Source organism: Bacillus sp. AM1(2019), assembly GCF_009906915.1.
Taxonomy (GTDB): domain Bacteria; phylum Bacillota; class Bacilli; order Bacillales; family Bacillaceae; genus Bacillus; species Bacillus velezensis.
Genome location: NZ_CP047644.1, coordinates 3,931,752 through 3,947,569, shown reverse-complemented (window position 1 = coordinate 3,947,569; position 15,818 = coordinate 3,931,752). Strand labels below are relative to the sequence as shown.

Sequence of the window (15,818 nt, the reverse complement as noted above, 5' to 3'; positions counted from 1 at the left end):
TCGCTTCCGGGTTTTTTGCTTATTTTGATTCGCTTAGTGAGGCGACTTCCGTCGTCCAGCCGAACACGTCGGCTTCCGCGCCTTTTTGAATGCCTGTAATGGTATCGTACAATTTCTTCGAGATCTCTCCGGTTTCACCGCTGCCGATGACAAGACTTTCATCATTCCAGATCAGTTCGCCGACCGGAGAAATGACCGCCGCCGTACCGGTTCCGAATGTTTCTTCCAATCGGCCGTCACGATGCGCCTGGATGATTTCATCGATCGAAATCTTCCGCTCAGACACAGTCAGTCCCCAATGTTTGAGAAGGGTGATGACAGAATTTCTCGTAATTCCTTCAAGAATGCTTCCGTTCAGCTCCGGCGTCACGATCTCGCCGCTGATTTTGAAGAAGATGTTCATGCTGCCGACTTCTTCGATGTATTTTTTCTCAATGCCGTCAAGCCATAAAACCTGGGAAAATCCCTTTTCTTCCGCAACCTGCTGCGCTTTCAGACTTGATGCGTAGTTGCCGGCGGTTTTCGCGTTTCCGGTGCCGCCTTTGACGGCGCGCACGAATTCGTTTTCCACGGCGATTTTCACCGGTTTAATGCCTTCTTTGTAATAAGAGCCGACCGGGGAAAGAATGATAAACAGCTTGTACGTATGGGATGCCGCTACACCGAGGAAAGGCTCAGTCGCAATAATAAACGGACGGATATAAAGGGAAGTGCCTTCCGCTTTCGGAATCCAGTCTTTGTCGATGGCTACGAGCTGTTTCAGGCCTTCAAGAACAAGCTCTTCATCAATGAGCGGGATGCAAAGGCGGTCATTTGACTGGTTCAGGCGCTCCATATTTTTCTCCGGTCTGAACAGAAGCACTTCCTGATCCTTCGTTACATACGCTTTAAGCCCTTCAAAAACGGTTTGGCCGTAATGATAAACCATGGCCGCAGGATCCATTGAGATGGACTGATAAGGGATAATTCTCGGATCGTACCAGCCTTGATCAGCATCGTAATCCATAACAAACATATGGTCGGTGAAAATTCTGCCGAACGCAAGGTCATGGGGGTCCGGTTTCGGTTTTTTGGCTGAAGTCAATTCAACACGAATGTCTTGTTTCATAATGTTCTGTCTCCCTATTGGTGTTATTGTCAAACTTATTTGAAAATAATTTATATTCTATTGTATACCTTCAACAAATATTCGCAATAGTTTTCCTCAAATTTGTGAAAAAATCAAATCACATAAAAAGCAGGGGAGAGAATGCCCCCTGCGTGTTCGTTTTTACGTATTCTGTCATCACCGTGCTCAGTGAACCGTCACCTTGCCGGTTTTGTAAAACTGCTCCATTGCTTTATCGACGTACACCCAGCCTTTCCAGGCGATATGGATGGTGTCTTTCATAAAGTACGGATCATATTCGTGCCCGGATAAGTCGGCAACCTGAAAGCCCTTCGCTTTAATTTGCTTAGTGACTTTTTTGTAGTAATCAGTCCGGCCTTTTTTCGGGAAGCCGGTGTAGTCATACCATTTTCCGTTGACCGGAATAACCACGAACATCGGTTCAGCGCCGGCATCTTTCAGAATGTCCAGCATATCCTCAAAGTCGTGATATTCGACTGATTTGGCGTACGTTCTTCCTTTGTTGATCCCTTTCACTCTCTTTACTTTCTTCTTAATCTTTTTATAAGAAGCGTCATCGATATAGAAAGGATTGGACTTGGAGCTCCGTTCTCCTAATTGCGCGGCGGCTGTTTTTAACTCTGACCACGATTTCCCTTTCAGGTTTTCAGAGATCGTCCGTTCAGGGCCCTTGGTTTCTCCCATTGAATAATAAAGATCTTTTTTCTCAAGCAGAGAATAATAAGCTTTGGCAGCCGGCATGACCGCTTTCACTTTCCATGATTGTCCGTTGACCATTCCCTTGTACAATTCAGAAAGGACGGCATCATGCTGAACGACTTTAAAACGGAGCATGCGCTTCATCATGTTCTTTTTGACCGCGGGATCAATCTGGTTATTAAATGCTAAATCCAATGCCTGAAGTGATGAAAAATTCGGCGCAAAGTGCTGTTCATCAGAACCTTTTTTGATAAACCATTGCGGAGAAACAATGAATACCAGCTTTTTGCCTTTCAGCTGCTGATAATGCGCCGCAAAGTTCACGGCGTGTATCAAGGATTGGTCCCCGCCTTTTCCGACAAGATAAGGCGTAAAGCCTTGGTTGTTTACTTGGAAATAGTTGGACGGATGAAACTCATCCAGTCTTGAAAGCTCGGAAGAACCGAAAATCGGCAGATACTTCGAGTCTTCGAACATTTTATTTTGCAGATAGAGCCCCTGGAACATATTCGGATTTAAGGCTGCCGCCGACTCTTCGACACGTTTTTCAGGAATGAAGCGCGTAAGCCATGAAGCCGGAACTGCGATAGCTCCGACAAACAGGACGAACGCTAAAATAATTGGTCCAAAGAAACGCTTTTTCATTTACTTCAACTCAGTCAGTTTGTTTACAATGTTGTTTGGCGTATTCCACTCGTCACGGTCAAATTCAGTGATCGGCACTGTAATGCCGAAGCGGTTTTCGATGGCGACAAGCAGCTCTACAGTTCCGAAAGAATCAAGCAGTCCTTCTTCAAAGATTTCAATATCAGGATTTTCTTTCACAGCGTCCTCCTGACAAACTTCAGCTAATACGTCTAATACTTCCTGTTTAAATTCCATGTGTTTTCAATCTCCTTTAGTGATGAAATGGTTTTCCTGAGAAAATATAAAATCCGAAACATACGAAATGGAATGTGATGACGATGGCTAAAAAGGCCGTAAAACGATTGGCGGGCAGCCACTTGTATTTCTTATTCCATTTCTCAAAAAAGTTATACCCGGTCATTAATACGGCGTGGTACAGGCCGTATACAATATATTGCAGGGCGAGTCCGTGCCAGACGCCCATCAGCATGAACAGCAGGAAATACCCGATGTTCGAGACGGCCATCCGGTTCTTTATCCATTTTTTCTTTGTCATCCAGAAAACAAAGCGCATAAATACGTAGTCTCTGAACCAGAAGGATAAGGACATGTGCCAGCGGTTCCAGAAGTCTTTAATGTTTTTGCTGATAAACGGCTTATTAAAGTTTTCCGGAGATTTGATGCCCATGATATAGCTTACACCGACGGCAAACATCGTGTAACCCGCAAAATCAAAAAACAGGTACAAGCTGTATCCGTACATGTACAGCACATTACCCCACAGTTTGCTGTGGGTGATATGGGACAGATTCATAATGAAATACGTGTTAATCGCATATCCGATAATGAATTTGTATAAGAAACCGATAAAAATTTTATGAATGCCGGTATACAGTAAATCAGCGTATTCTCCCTTTGTCCATACTTTCTGTTCGTCCTTGGCAAATCTGCGGTATCTGTCGATCGGACCGGAAGAAATGGTCGGGAAAAACATAATAAAGTACAAAAGGCGGTGAAGCGGCATTTTTTCTTTAATCAGCCCGTCTCTCGTTTCCATGATCAGCTGGACGCCTTTAAATGTCAAATAAGAAATTCCTAAGAAACTGATCAGGTTATGAACCGGGTGATGAGGCACCGGCGGAAAGAAAAACGGCCATAATTTAGATAAAAACAGGGGTAAAATGGACGCGATCACGGCCATACTGAAGACAAAGCCGCTGTTGGCTTTCAGTCTGTAAGCGAGATAACCCCTGATTAAAAGCACCTGCCACAGCGTAAAGATACATAGTGCGATCACGCCGTGCAGATCATGCGCGAAAATCAAAGCCAATACGATGATGGATATAAACATGTTGTATCCTTGGAATCTCTTGCCGTTCAGCCCTAAAATAATCGTCGGCAAAAGAAGGATTCCAAGTAAGATAAAGAAGAAAAACGAGCTGTAAGGCGTCATACAAGAACCTCTTCGCCAATGCGTTTACGGTCGATTTTTCCGTTCGCAGTCATTTGAATGTGATCCTGATAAATGAATTTTCTCGGAATCATGTAGGCCGGAAGCGAAGCGGCCAGTTCTTTCTTAATGGCGCTTGTCAGCTGGAATTCTTTTTCAAAATCATGTTTTTCAGGTACGATGGCGGCAATTAAATATTCGACAGGTCCGTTAGGCTGATACGGGATGACAACCGCCGTGCGCACATATTGAGACTGCCTTACATGTACTTCGATTTCCTCCAGCTCCATGCGGTAGCCGTGAAGCTTAATCTGGAAATCAAGGCGTCCTTGGCAGAAAATCTGACCATCCTGAACATAACCGGCATCACCCGTGTGATATGCCCACTGGCCGTCGATCGGGAAAAACGCTTTTTCCGTCAGAGAAGGCTCTCCGAGATAGCCTTTGCTCACGCTCGGGCCCGCGATGATGATTTCCCCTTTTTCTCCGTCCGGAAGCTTATTCCCGTTTTCATCCATGATGAAGATATTCATATCGGGTTTTGCAAAACCGACGGGCAGAGATTCATGTTCATCGATGATCTGCTGCGTAATTTCAACGGAGGTGACGGCAACCGTTGTTTCAGTCGGGCCGTATGTATTGAATACGCGGGCCTTCGGAAAACGGTTTAACAGTTCCTGTGCCACGGCAGCCGGAAGCGCTTCTCCGCAAAACATAAATACTTCTGTCTCAGGCAGGAGCTCCTGCGTAAAGCCGGGGTCCATCAGACACATTTGGACGAAAGACGGCGTCGATGTCCAGACGTTCAGTTTGGATTTCTCCAGCTCTTCAAATAGTACTTTCGGTTTATTGATTTTGTCTTTCGTTACGCAATGCAGCGTACCTCCCGTTTGAAGCGAAGGGAAAATGTCCATGACAGATAAATCAAAAGAAAACGGCGCTTGGTTTAAGAATGTCTTACCATCGCCCACAGGAAAATCCCTGCAGATCCAGTCAGTGAAGCTTTGCAGGTTATCAGCCGATATCTGCACGCCCTTCGGATTTCCCGTGCTGCCGGACGTGTAAATAATGTAAAATGTGTCCAGCTCTTTTACCCAGTTCTCACGGCTGAGGTCTGCATCTCCGTCAGCTGCAAGCTCTTCGGGCGTAACGGTTTTAATCAGATTGCTTCCCGTATCGACTGCATCGCCCGATACGCTGATAAGCAGCTCTGCGCCTGAGCTTTCAATGATTTTGACGATCCGCTCCGCCGGAATGGAAACATCGACAGGGATGTAAGGGCGGCCCGCTTTGACGCTTCCTAAGAAAGAAACGATCATATTCGGCTCCATATGTCCGTAAACCAGGACAGGCGCTTTCGAACCGTCAGCTGTATGTTTTTGAATGCCGGACGCAACCCGCTCCGACAAATCCCATAATTCCCCGTAAGTGAGGGAATGATCTAAGGAACGAAACGCTTCGGCCTGCGGCTTGGCGTCTGCGTATGTTTTTATAGCATCAAGTAGTTTCATAGTTATCCTCCCCGATTAGAAATCGTTGTAAATATAAGTGCCGGTATTCGCTGTATGAAATCCATACATCCAAAAGAGCAATACTAATATCAGAAAATAAAAGCCCGTATGAAACGTCCATTTGATCAATGTATTTTCATAAGCACGTTTTAATTTTTGCATCATATTCAAAATTCCTTCCCCGCGTATTCAATAATTACACCAGTATATGACGATTAGATTAACAAAAAGTTTCAAAATATGTCTAATATCCTAAGCTTAAAATTTCCTTAAAAATGAATGAGAAACAAAAGGATGGAAAACACGCATGTATAAATTGGCAAATGATCATACTAAAAAGGCGCTGTTCAGGCGGGATTTTTAACTTATCGTAAATATAAACGAGGTAAAAAAATTTTGGCGGCTTTTTCTTACGCAGGCTTGAGCCGAACCCCAATGGAGAAGGGCGAAAAGCCGTTTCCGGCAGGATAGCCGATAAAGCGCCGCATCTTGTGAAATGAGGAAGAAATTATTATGATAGATAAGGTAGCAGAAAACGTGAAAACCCCAATTCAACACTACTGTTATCGGCTGACTGTGAAAGCCTTTTAATAGAAAGGAAGAGGAAAATGAATCAAAACAATATGGGGGGCAGCCAAAAGACGCCCGAGAAAGAAAGCATGGGCCGCATTTTGTGGCAGCTAACCCGCCCTCATACATTGACGGCATCGTTTGTGCCCGTACTTCTCGGCACCGTATTGGCGATGTTTTACGTAAAGGTTGATTTCCTGCTGTTTTTGGCCATGCTGTTTTCCTGCCTTTGGATTCAGATCGCCACGAACTTATTCAATGAATATTACGATTTTAAACGCGGTTTAGATACGGAGGATTCCGTCGGTATCGGCGGAGCGATCGTCCGCCACGGCATGAAGCCGAAAACAATTCTGCAGCTGGCGCTCGGCTCTTATGCGATTGCCCTCGTGCTCGGTGTTTATATCTGCATAAGCAGCAGCTGGTGGCTTGCGGTTATCGGCCTTGCCGGCATGCTGATCGGCTATCTGTATACGGGCGGCCCGCTGCCGATTGCGTATACACCGTTCGGGGAACTGTTCTCCGGCATTTGCATGGGCTCTGTATTTGTCCTTATTTCTTTCTTCATTCAGACAGGCAGAATTAATGAACAGAGCATTTTGATTTCCATCCCGATTGCCATCTTGGTCGGAGCGATTAACCTGTCCAACAATATCCGTGATATTGAGGAAGATAAAAAGGGCGGACGTAAAACGCTGGCCATTTTGATGGGGCATAGAGGAGCCGTCATGATACTGGCCGCATCTTTTGCCATCGCTTACATCTGGATCGTCGGTCTTGTCATCATGGGTTACACAAGCCCGTGGCTGTTCCTGGTCTTCCTGAGCGTGCCGAAACCCGTTCAGGCCGTGAAAGGCTTTGTGAAAAACGAAATGCCGATGAACATGATTATTGCGATGAAATCAACGGCGCAAACCAATACATTTTTCGGATTCCTGCTTTCAATCGGACTCCTGATCAGTTATTTCCGCTGATCAAATGAAAAGGCAAATGCCATAACCGGCATTTGCTTTTTTTTATGAAATAATCTTCATGATTTTGTAAAGAACCTGACTGAGGACTGACCCGTCTTATATACGGACAGCAAAGCAAGGAGATGAAAAAAATGGACTTGTCAACAGCCCATATGGATGATTTGAAAACGGTCATGGAAGATTGGAAAAATGAATTATTAGTTTATAAATTCGCTTTAGATGAGCTGGATACGAAGTTTTCGATCATCAGCCAGGAATATAATTTGATTCACGGGCATAACCCGATCGAGCATACAAAATCACGCGTAAAAAGTTTCGAGAGTATCGTCAATAAACTGATGCGCAAAGGCTGCGATGTGACGACGCAGGAAATGAAAGAGCATATTCATGATATTGCGGGTGTCAGGATTATCTGTTCCTTTATTTCCGATATTTATAATGTCGCTGAGGTTTTGAAGCAGCATAAGGACCTGAAGATCGTAAAGGTGAAGGATTATATCAAACATCCGAAGCCGAACGGCTACCGCAGCCTGCATTTGATTATTGAAATTCCCGTTTATTTGACGAATCGTGTGGAATATGTGAAGGCGGAAATTCAAATCCGCACCATCGCCATGGATTTTTGGGCGAGTCTTGAACATAAAATTTATTACAAATTAAATAACGAAGTCCCAAAGCATCTGACCGACGAGCTGAAGGAAGCGGCGGACATCGCCCATTATTTAGACGAAAAGATGCTTGGGATTAAGAAAGAAGTCGATTAAACGATTGACGCATCACAAACAGCCGGACCGCTTTTATGTGCAGTCCGGCTGTTTATTTATCCGTTTACGCGCAGCTGTACAAATTTTCGCTTGCCCACCTGAATCGTCATGCCGTCTTCTGCGGTAATGACGGTATGAAGGGCATCCGTTTTCTCCCCGTTCACTTTGACTCCGCCGTTTTGAATCATACGGCGTGCTTCGCTTTTTGAAGAAAAGAGTCCAATCGTGACGAGCAGCTCAATAAGGGGCACGGTCTTTTCTCCGTCCCATATGACGGTTTTCATATCTTCAGGCAGGCTGTTTTGCTGGAAGACACGTTTGAAATGCTGTTCTGCCGCATCCGCCGCTTTCCTGCCGTGGTACATTCTGACGATTGTACCCGCTAAGATCATTTTGGCATCTCTCGGATGAAGCTTTCCTGATTCCAAATCCTTCTCCATCTGTTTTTTCTCCGCAGGCTCTAAGTCTGTCGCTAAATGAATATATGTTTTCATCAGGCTGTCCGGCAATGACATCGTTTTGCCGTACATGTCGTTCGGATGCTCGTCAATACCGATGTAGTTGTTTTTTGATTTAGACATTTTTTCAACGCCGTCAAGACCCTCCAAAAGCGGCATGAGGATGACGACCTGCTTTTCTTTTTTGTAGCGTTCTTGGAAATGGCGGCCCATCAGCACGTTAAAATGCTGGTCCGTACCGCCGAGTTCGATATCGCTTTCGAGAACGACAGAATCGTAACCCTGCATCAGCGGGTAAAAGAATTCGTGAAGTGAGATCGGTTTTTGCATGGCGATGCGCTCCTCAAAGTCGTCGCGCTCCATCAGACGGGCGACAGTAATTTTCCCCGCTAATTCAATCACATCTTCCAGATTCAATGTCTTCAGCCATTTTGAGTTGCAGTGAAGTTCAACTTTGTCTTGATCCAGCACCTTGCCAAACTGTTCAAAGTAGGTTTTGGCATTGTGCTGGACTTCTTCATCAGTCAGCTGTTTTCTGGCTTGCGACTTCCCCGTCGGATCACCGATTTTTCCGGTAAAGTCCCCGATAACAAGCTGTATGATATGGCCGTTTTCTTGAAATTGGCGCAGTTTGTTTAACACGACGGTATGGCCCAAGTGGACGTCGGGTGCGGACGGATCAAGGCCGAGTTTAATGTTCAGCGGCTTGCCGGATGTCACTGATTTGGCGATTTTATTTCTCAATTCTTCAGGCGGTATGACGTCCGCGGCGCCGGTCATGTACAAATCCAGCTGCCTTTGCACTTCTTTTTCCTGATCATTCGTTAAAGTGATTGATTCCATCTTTTACATCCTCCTTTTTTTAGCCAAACAAAAAAGCCGCATCCCAAAAGGGACGTGGCTGTATGCACGCGGTACCACCCTGATTGAAGACGACGTCTTCCGCTCATTCGAATAACGGTTTCCCGTTCTTTGCTGCTGAAGTTCACAAAGAAAGCTCAGGGAGGTAATTCACGTTTGTCTTTGTGCCGGCTTGCACCATCCGCCGGCTCTCTGAAACAGGGAGACAATCCGTTACTGATTCCCGTCATAGCTGCTATGTTATGAAATTGTCAGCGATTTTTTGCAGCAGGGCGGACAGCGTTTTTTGTTCCTGTTTATCCAGACAGGCCGTCAGTTCAATTTCCCCCTGATGAAAGTCGGGGTAAAGGTCTTCAATAACCTTTCTGCCCTCATCGGTAATACTGACGAATACAAGCCTGCGGTCTCTTTTGTTCGTTTGTCTGCTGCATAAGCCCTTCTTCTCCAAAGTGTTCAGGACATTGCTCGCCGTCGCCGCGGTAATTCCGGATAGAGCGGCTATCCTTCTTGTATCAAGCGTTTCCCATTCACAAAGGTCATACAGAATGGAAAACGCCGTCCATGATAATTTGTGTGCCGACAGCACCTCTTTCTCCATTTTTACACGGAGCTGCTGGGCGGACCGATAGAGTGCAGCGGCAATATAGGCCGCCTCTTTGTTTCGGTCGGATAGATCGGAAAAAGGCCTGTTCGGCTTCTTATTGTCTGATCCGGCATCGTTGCGATTCGTCAATGGCGTCTTGCTCCTTATTATTGTCAGAATCATTAGCTATGAAATGAATTTTAACAGAGAATGCAAAAGATATCAAATCGCAAACAGCACATTCCCGCAGAAAAAATGTGTAAGATCGAGGTTTACTTTTTAAAAAAAGGGAAAGACATTTGTACAACAAAAAGGGAGATGAATATCAGTGGGAAAGAATGAAACAATGCATATCGTATCATGTGCCGATGATCATTATGCTCGTCATTTGGGTGGGATGTTCGCTTCTTTATTGATGAATATGGATAAAACAAGGGATGCGAAATTATATGTGATCGACGGCGGAATTACTTCCGAAAACAAGGACAAGCTTGAACAGACCGCGATGTCATTCGGGACACCGCTTGAATTTTTAGAAGTAGACGCTGATCAATACAAGCATGCAGTCGAAAGCAGCCACATTACAAAAGCGGCTTATTACCGCATTTCCATCCCTGATTTAATTAAGGATGAGTCCGTAAAGCGGATGATTTACATTGATTGCGATGCAATTGTGATGGAAGATATTTCGGTTTTATGGGACTTGGATATTTCCCCGGCAATAGTTGCGGCGGTAGAAGACGCCGGACAGCATGAAAGACTGAAAAAAATGAATATCAGCGACACTGCCAAGTATTTTAATTCCGGCATTATGATTATAGATTTCGAACCTTGGAGAAGACAGAATATTTCCGAAAAGGTGATTGATTTTATCAACGAAAACAGCTCGGAGGATTTTCTCGTGTTTCATGATCAGGACGCGCTTAACGCGATCTTATATGATCAATGGCATGAACTGCATCCGCGCTGGAACGCGCAGACGCATATTATCATGAATGAGAAAACGCCTCCTGAACTGATCGACCGTATCCGTTACAGAGAAACACGTGCCGAACCGGCCATCGTCCATTTCTGCGGCAGCGACAAGCCTTGGAATACAGGCACCTCGCACCCGTATCGTGATCATTATTTCCGATATATGTCCTTTACGAAATGGAACACGATTGACCGCCCGGCCATGAACCAATAGGCAGGTGTGATGAAAACGCTTGTGAAGCCGCTATCCGGCTCTCAAGCGTTTTTTTTATTATTTCACCCGAATCGCACGCACGCGTTTTTGCAGACTGGTCTTTTCGGCAGACGGCTTCAACCGGCTGACTGCCGTTTGCGCCGCTGATTTTGCTTTTTTCGTCTTGGTTTTTTCAGCCGCTTTTACTTTGTCTCTAGCCTGTTGCCGGTTGAGTTTATCTTTTATCCGGTCAAGCCGTTTTTCCAGAGCGGTTTTTTCTTTTCCCGGCTGGATTTCGCTGACTGCTTTTTGGGCTTTTGCGGTGCTGGCCTCAGAGGTCTTTTTTTCCGCCTGCTTGACGCTGGCCTCAGCTGTTTTCAAAAGGCTTGAGTTGACAGCGTTAAGCCGCTTTTGCAGCCCTTTTTTCTCTGAACCGGCCGGTAATTTGCGGATGGCGCTTTGTGCGGCATTGACGGCGGTTTTTTTCTTTTGTTTTTCGGCAGTCCGGACTTTGTCTCTTGCGTCCGTCACATTTCTTGCCGTCTGGACTTTATTGATCCGCGCCTCGAGAGCGGTTTTTCCCTTTGACTTGGACAGCTTGCTGACTGCCGTTTTTGCTTGATTGATATCTGCCTGTTTTTTCGTCTTTTCCGCTTTTATTACGGCCCGTTCGGCGAAACTCTTTTGCTTTACGTGATATTGCACCAGGCCGTACCCGAATCGGCTGTCACGTCCGGGAGCGCCCAGATCTTTGATGTTTTGCTGCATCTGCTGCCGGAGCTGTGTATTTGTTTCCTCGGGATATTTCTGCCTGAGCAGCGCGAACATGCCGGTGACGTGCGGCGCGGCTTGAGATGTGCCGTCAGCCGCGGCGTACATTTGATTCAGATACGTGCTCGTAATATTGGTGCCGGGTGCGGCAAATTCAATTTGTTTTCCGGTCGTGGAAAAAGCCGCGAGACCGTTTTTTTCAGTTGACGCTGAGACTGCCGTTACGCTGCTGTAGGCACCCGGATAATTGACGGGTTTTTTGTTGCCGTCGTTTCCTGCGGCGGCTACGATCACGATTCCTTTTTTGTATGCTTTGTCTACGGCGTCGTGAAGAATTTTGCTGTCTGCGTTAGTTCCGAGGCTCATATTGATGATGTCCATTTTGTTGGCGATCGACCAGTCGATCGCTTTAAGAAGGCTTTTAAGATCGCCTGCACCCTTTCTGTCTAATGCCTTAACCGCATATAACCGGACATCCGGCGCGATGCCGTCAATGCCGTATCCGTCATGTTTGGCCGCAATGATTCCGGCGACATGCGTCCCGTGTCCGTTGTCATCTTTGTATGAGGAAGTATAGCTGACTGCGGAATAGCCTCCGGCAATGGAAAGGTCATCATGAGGGTAAATGCCGCTGTCAATGACAGCCACTTTCACCTTTTTTCCCGTCAAGCCTTCTTTCCACGCCTGCTTGACCTGAGTCGGTTCTATATCCCATTGCGGCAGCGCGTAACTGCTGCTTTGGGCCGCTGATAACGGGCGGATATCAGAACCGCCTGCTGCCTGAAAGGATACATTGTCTTCTACATATAAGATGTCAGGGTCCTGTTTCAGGTCTTTCACCGTTTGTGAATCGGCTGACACGGCGACTGCCGGGAGATGCTGATAGGTCTGTTCCACATCCGCTCCGCTGTCTATGGCGGATTCCTTGCCGTTTTGATTTTTGTACACCACGATAACGTCCCGGTCGTGCGTCTCGGCGTGCGCGGGCGCCGCGGCAGAAAACAGGCCGACGCACAAGGCCGCGGCCATTATCGGTTTCAGGATGTGATACATTGTGATTCCCCCTTTTTCTTTATATATCGGCAGTGCGGAATTCTTTTTTTCCTGAGGGATAAGGAAAATTTCTGTATGCAAATGTAAGCGTTTCCAAAATATGATGGAGAAAATGCTTTAAGACATCTGCGCAATGAACTCAAAAAGGGGGTTTTTGATAAATGAGTACGTTCAATCGGGTCATGGAAGAAAAAATCATGCCTGTCGCCGGAAAAGTCGCCGGTCAAAGGCACTTAAGAGCTTTGCGGGACGGCATTATTTTGACTATGCCGCTTATCATCATCGGATCGGTTTTTCTGATTCTGACGAGTCTTCCGATTCCCGGTTATGCCGATTTTATGGCTGGTCTTTTCGGTGAAAATTGGGTTGAAAAGCTCGGGTATCCCGTGAATGCGTCCTTTGACATTATGGCGCTTGTCGCCGCCTTTGGGATTGCCTACCGGCTTGCGGAAAGCTATGAAGTGGATGCCCTGTCGTCGGGAGCCATTGCCCTTGCCGCCTTTTTATTGGCGACGCCGTATCAGATTCCGTTTATTCCTGACGGCTCGGCAACAGAGATTATGGTGGGAGGCGGCATTCCGATTTCGCTGCTCGGAAGCAAAGGTCTGTTTGTCGCGATGATCATTGCAATGCTGTCAACGGAAGTGTACCGGTTTATCATACAAAGAAATATCGTTATTAAGATGCCTGACGGAGTGCCGCCTGCGGTCAGCAAATCGTTCGTTGCGCTCATCCCCGGTTTCATTATTATTACGCTTGTATGGCTGGCCCGTCTGTTTATTGAAATAACTCCTTTTAAAAGCCTCCACAATGTCGTAGGCGATCTGCTGGGCACCCCGCTGTCTATTCTGGGCGGGAGTCTCGGCGGAAGTCTTATCGCCGAATTCGTGCAAATGCTGCTTTGGTCGTGCGGCATACACGGCGCGTCCATTATCGGCGGCGTCATGTCGCCGATCTGGTACGGGGCGATGGACGCCAACCGTTTGGCTTTTCAGGCGGGAGAAGCGCTGCCGAGCATTTTTACGACACAGTTCTTTCAAATATGGATTAATGTCGGCGGAAGCGGAGCGACGCTTGCCCTTGTGCTGACCATGCTTGTGCGCTCCAGAAGCAAACAGATGAAACAGCTCGGCCGACTCGGCATCGGACCCGCGATCTTTAACATTAACGAGCCGATTATTTTCGGGATGCCGCTCGTCATGAATCCGCTGTTAATCGTGCCTTTTATCATCGCACCGCTCTTGACCATTACGGCGACGTACATCGGGATGAGCACGGGAATGGTGGCAAAACCGGCGGGAATCGCCGTGCCGTGGACGATGCCGCCGCTGATATCCGGTTATTTGGCGACGGGCGGGAAAATCTCCGGTTCAGTCATGCAGCTGATCAATCTCCTGATTACATTTATCATCTATTATCCGTTTTTCCGAATTTGGGATCTTCAAAAATGGAGAGAGGAACGGGCGGCGGAACAAAACGTCACAGAAGAAACATAAAAAAACGGGCGCTTTCGCCCGTTTTTTTTAACGCTGGAAAAATTCGATCCATTCGCCGTCAGGTCCTTCAATGTAAAAGTAGCGATATCCGTTCGGAAGCGTCGTGATTTCTTCATCAATGAATACGGCGCCCTGACGCTTTGCATGTGTGAACTCCGCCGCGATATCTTCAGTTAATAAAGCGACATGGTGAACTTTTCCTTCTGCGGGAAGCTCGCTGCTGTAGCCCTGGATCAGCTCAATTTCTGTCTCCGGCCCTTCTTGAAAGCCGAGAAAGGCAAGTTCAATAATGCCGTTCGTATGAGTGATACGATCCTTTAACGTCATACCGAGAACGTCTTGGTAAAAGGCGATGGATGTTTCAATATCTTTGACCATAATGCCTGTATGGTCGATTCTTTTGGCTGTCATGGTTTTCCCCCTGTTTTGAATTTTTCGGGACAATGCGGTGTTGATCATGTTTTATGGTACGATAAGAGAAAGCAAAACGAAAGAGGAATGCACAATGAAGCTACTTACAGTGAAAGATACATTTGCCGGAAAGCTGAAAAAAGGATTCCCCCTGATTGAAAAAGACGCTCTGTCCGGAAGCTCGGCTCATTTAACAGAGGGCGATCTTTTTGATGTGACATCCGAGAAGGGTGAATTTATCGGAAAAGGCTATTACGGTTTGCAGAATAAAGGAGTCGGCTGGGTGCTGTCCCGCGCGAGAGATGAACGGATCGACGGACGTTTCTTTCTGGACAAGCTGAAAAAAGCGGCTGAAGCAAGAGCCCATCTGTTTAAGGCGCCCGATACGACGGCGTTCCGGCTTTTCAACGGTGAGGGCGACGGCATCGGCGGCGTCACGATTGACTTTTATGACGGTGATCTGCTGATTCAATGGTACAGTAAAGGCATTTACGCTTATAAGGACAGCATGATTGAGGCGATTGACGGACTGGAGCTTTCTTATAAAGCGATCTATGAAAAGAAACGATTCGATACGGCCGGGCAATACGTGGAAGACGACGATTTTGTCAAAGGCGAAAGAGGAGATTTTCCGGTCATTGTTCAAGAAAACGGCATACAGTACGCGGTGGATTTAAACGATGGGGCGATGACGGGCATTTTCTTAGACCAGCGTCATGTGCGCAAAGCGATTCGGGATAAGTATGCAAACGGCAGACGGGTGCTGAATACGTTCTCTTATACGGGGGCATTTTCCATCGCGGCGGCGCTTGGCGGAGCTGAGAAAACGACCAGCGTCGATGTCGCCAACCGCAGTCTCGCAAAAACGATTGAACAGTTCAGCGCCAACGGAATTGATTATGAGGCGCATGACATTAAGGTCATGGATGTTTTCAAATACTTCGGCTATGCGGCGAAAAAAGGGCTGGAGTTTGACCTCATCATCCTTGATCCGCCTTCTTTCGCCCGCACAAAAAAACGGACGTTCAGCGCGGCGAAAGATTATAAAAACCTGCTGAAGGAAACGATCGCCATCACTGCAAAAAACGGCATCATCATCGCTTCGACAAACAGCAGCGCCTTCAATATGAAGAAATTTAAAGGCTTTATAGAGACCGCCTTTAAAGAAACAAATGAGCGTTACGACATTTTGGAAGAATATACGCTTCCGGAAGATTTCAAAACGATTCCCGCGTTTAAAGAAGGGAATTATTTGAAGGTTGTTTTCTTGCGGAAAAAATAGGATGATCATTT

General features: G+C 46.5%; 15 protein-coding genes and 1 other annotated feature. Of the genes, 5 read left to right on the top strand and 10 right to left on the bottom strand.

All coding sequences use genetic code 11. The features are described 5' to 3' along the window. Window positions 1-19: 19 nt before the first annotated feature. From GNE05_RS19670 to GNE05_RS19645, 6 genes are all read right to left on the bottom strand, one after another. Window positions 20-1,111: a branched-chain amino acid aminotransferase gene (locus GNE05_RS19670; protein ID WP_025650062.1), complete on the bottom strand. Its 1,092-nt coding sequence runs from the start codon at window positions 1,109-1,111 to the stop codon at window positions 20-22. Between the two features lie 183 nt (window positions 1,112-1,294). Then, window positions 1,295-2,473, bottom strand: coding sequence for a D-alanyl-lipoteichoic acid biosynthesis protein DltD (dltD, locus tag GNE05_RS19665; protein ID WP_007407736.1), 1,179 nt, complete (start codon window positions 2,471-2,473; stop codon window positions 1,295-1,297). Next, entirely contained in the window at window positions 2,474-2,710 is a 237-nt protein-coding gene (gene dltC, locus GNE05_RS19660; RefSeq protein WP_003150875.1) for a D-alanine--poly(phosphoribitol) ligase subunit 2, read from the bottom strand. Window positions 2,711-2,726: 16 nt separating this feature from the next. Continuing rightward, window positions 2,727-3,908, bottom strand: a complete 1,182-nt coding sequence (dltB, locus tag GNE05_RS19655) for a D-alanyl-lipoteichoic acid biosynthesis protein DltB (RefSeq protein WP_015240830.1) — start codon at window positions 3,906-3,908, stop codon at window positions 2,727-2,729. Beyond that, window positions 3,905-5,416 (bottom strand): D-alanine--poly(phosphoribitol) ligase subunit DltA, encoded by a 1,512-nt coding sequence (dltA, locus tag GNE05_RS19650; RefSeq protein ID WP_134986742.1) that lies wholly within the window; start codon window positions 5,414-5,416, stop codon window positions 3,905-3,907. The genes dltB and dltA overlap by 4 nt, the downstream gene beginning before the upstream one ends. A 15-nt stretch (window positions 5,417-5,431) precedes the next feature. Continuing rightward, window positions 5,432-5,581: a teichoic acid D-Ala incorporation-associated protein DltX gene (locus GNE05_RS19645; RefSeq protein ID WP_003150882.1), complete on the bottom strand. Its 150-nt coding sequence runs from the start codon at window positions 5,579-5,581 to the stop codon at window positions 5,432-5,434. A gap of 443 nt (window positions 5,582-6,024) precedes the next feature. Between GNE05_RS19645 and GNE05_RS19640 the strand changes: the two genes are divergently transcribed. After that, entirely contained in the window at window positions 6,025-6,960 is a 936-nt protein-coding gene (locus GNE05_RS19640; protein ID WP_014419209.1) for a 1,4-dihydroxy-2-naphthoate polyprenyltransferase, read from the top strand. A 131-nt stretch (window positions 6,961-7,091) separates the two neighbouring features. After that, complete coding sequence (locus tag GNE05_RS19635) at window positions 7,092-7,724, top strand: GTP pyrophosphokinase YwaC (RefSeq protein WP_007407732.1); 633 nt, start codon at window positions 7,092-7,094, stop codon at window positions 7,722-7,724. A 56-nt stretch (window positions 7,725-7,780) separates the two neighbouring features. Here GNE05_RS19635 and tyrS read toward each other — a convergent pair whose 3' ends face one another. Together tyrS and GNE05_RS19625 are read right to left on the bottom strand one after the other, a co-directional pair. Next, window positions 7,781-9,025 carry a tyrosine--tRNA ligase gene (gene tyrS / locus GNE05_RS19630; RefSeq protein WP_088056380.1) on the bottom strand — a complete coding sequence of 415 codons (1,245 nt, stop codon included), beginning with the start codon at window positions 9,023-9,025 and terminating at the stop codon, window positions 7,781-7,783. Between the two features lie 45 nt (window positions 9,026-9,070). Beyond that, window positions 9,071-9,282: a binding site (T-box leader), on the bottom strand. Continuing rightward, the gene (locus tag GNE05_RS19625) at window positions 9,279-9,776 is read right to left on the bottom strand and encodes a MarR family winged helix-turn-helix transcriptional regulator (protein WP_160183120.1); all 498 of its coding nucleotides are present in this window, start codon (window positions 9,774-9,776) and stop codon (window positions 9,279-9,281) included. (Overlaps the previous feature by 4 nt.) A gap of 178 nt (window positions 9,777-9,954) precedes the next feature. Here GNE05_RS19625 and GNE05_RS19620 point away from each other — a divergent pair, with 178 nt between their 5' ends. Beyond that, complete coding sequence (locus tag GNE05_RS19620; RefSeq protein WP_038461681.1) at window positions 9,955-10,815, top strand: glycosyltransferase family 8 protein; 861 nt, start codon at window positions 9,955-9,957, stop codon at window positions 10,813-10,815. A gap of 57 nt (window positions 10,816-10,872) precedes the next feature. On the opposite strand, the gene GNE05_RS19615 is transcribed toward GNE05_RS19620, so the two are convergent. Continuing rightward, window positions 10,873-12,618: a S8 family peptidase gene (locus tag GNE05_RS19615; RefSeq protein ID WP_022553964.1), complete on the bottom strand. Its 1,746-nt coding sequence runs from the start codon at window positions 12,616-12,618 to the stop codon at window positions 10,873-10,875. 161 nt (window positions 12,619-12,779) lie between these two features. Here GNE05_RS19615 and celB point away from each other — a divergent pair, with 161 nt between their 5' ends. Next, complete coding sequence (celB, locus tag GNE05_RS19610; protein ID WP_007407728.1) at window positions 12,780-14,114, top strand: PTS cellobiose transporter subunit IIC; 1,335 nt, start codon at window positions 12,780-12,782, stop codon at window positions 14,112-14,114. A gap of 27 nt (window positions 14,115-14,141) precedes the next feature. Here the strand turns inward: celB and GNE05_RS19605 are convergent, their stop codons facing one another. Then, window positions 14,142-14,525: a glyoxalase GlxA gene (locus GNE05_RS19605; RefSeq protein WP_014419203.1), complete on the bottom strand. Its 384-nt coding sequence runs from the start codon at window positions 14,523-14,525 to the stop codon at window positions 14,142-14,144. Window positions 14,526-14,619: 94 nt separating this feature from the next. Here GNE05_RS19605 and GNE05_RS19600 point away from each other — a divergent pair, with 94 nt between their 5' ends. Continuing rightward, window positions 14,620-15,807, top strand: coding sequence for a class I SAM-dependent rRNA methyltransferase (locus tag GNE05_RS19600; RefSeq protein ID WP_160183119.1), 1,188 nt, complete (start codon window positions 14,620-14,622; stop codon window positions 15,805-15,807). Window positions 15,808-15,818: the final 11 nt, after the last annotated feature.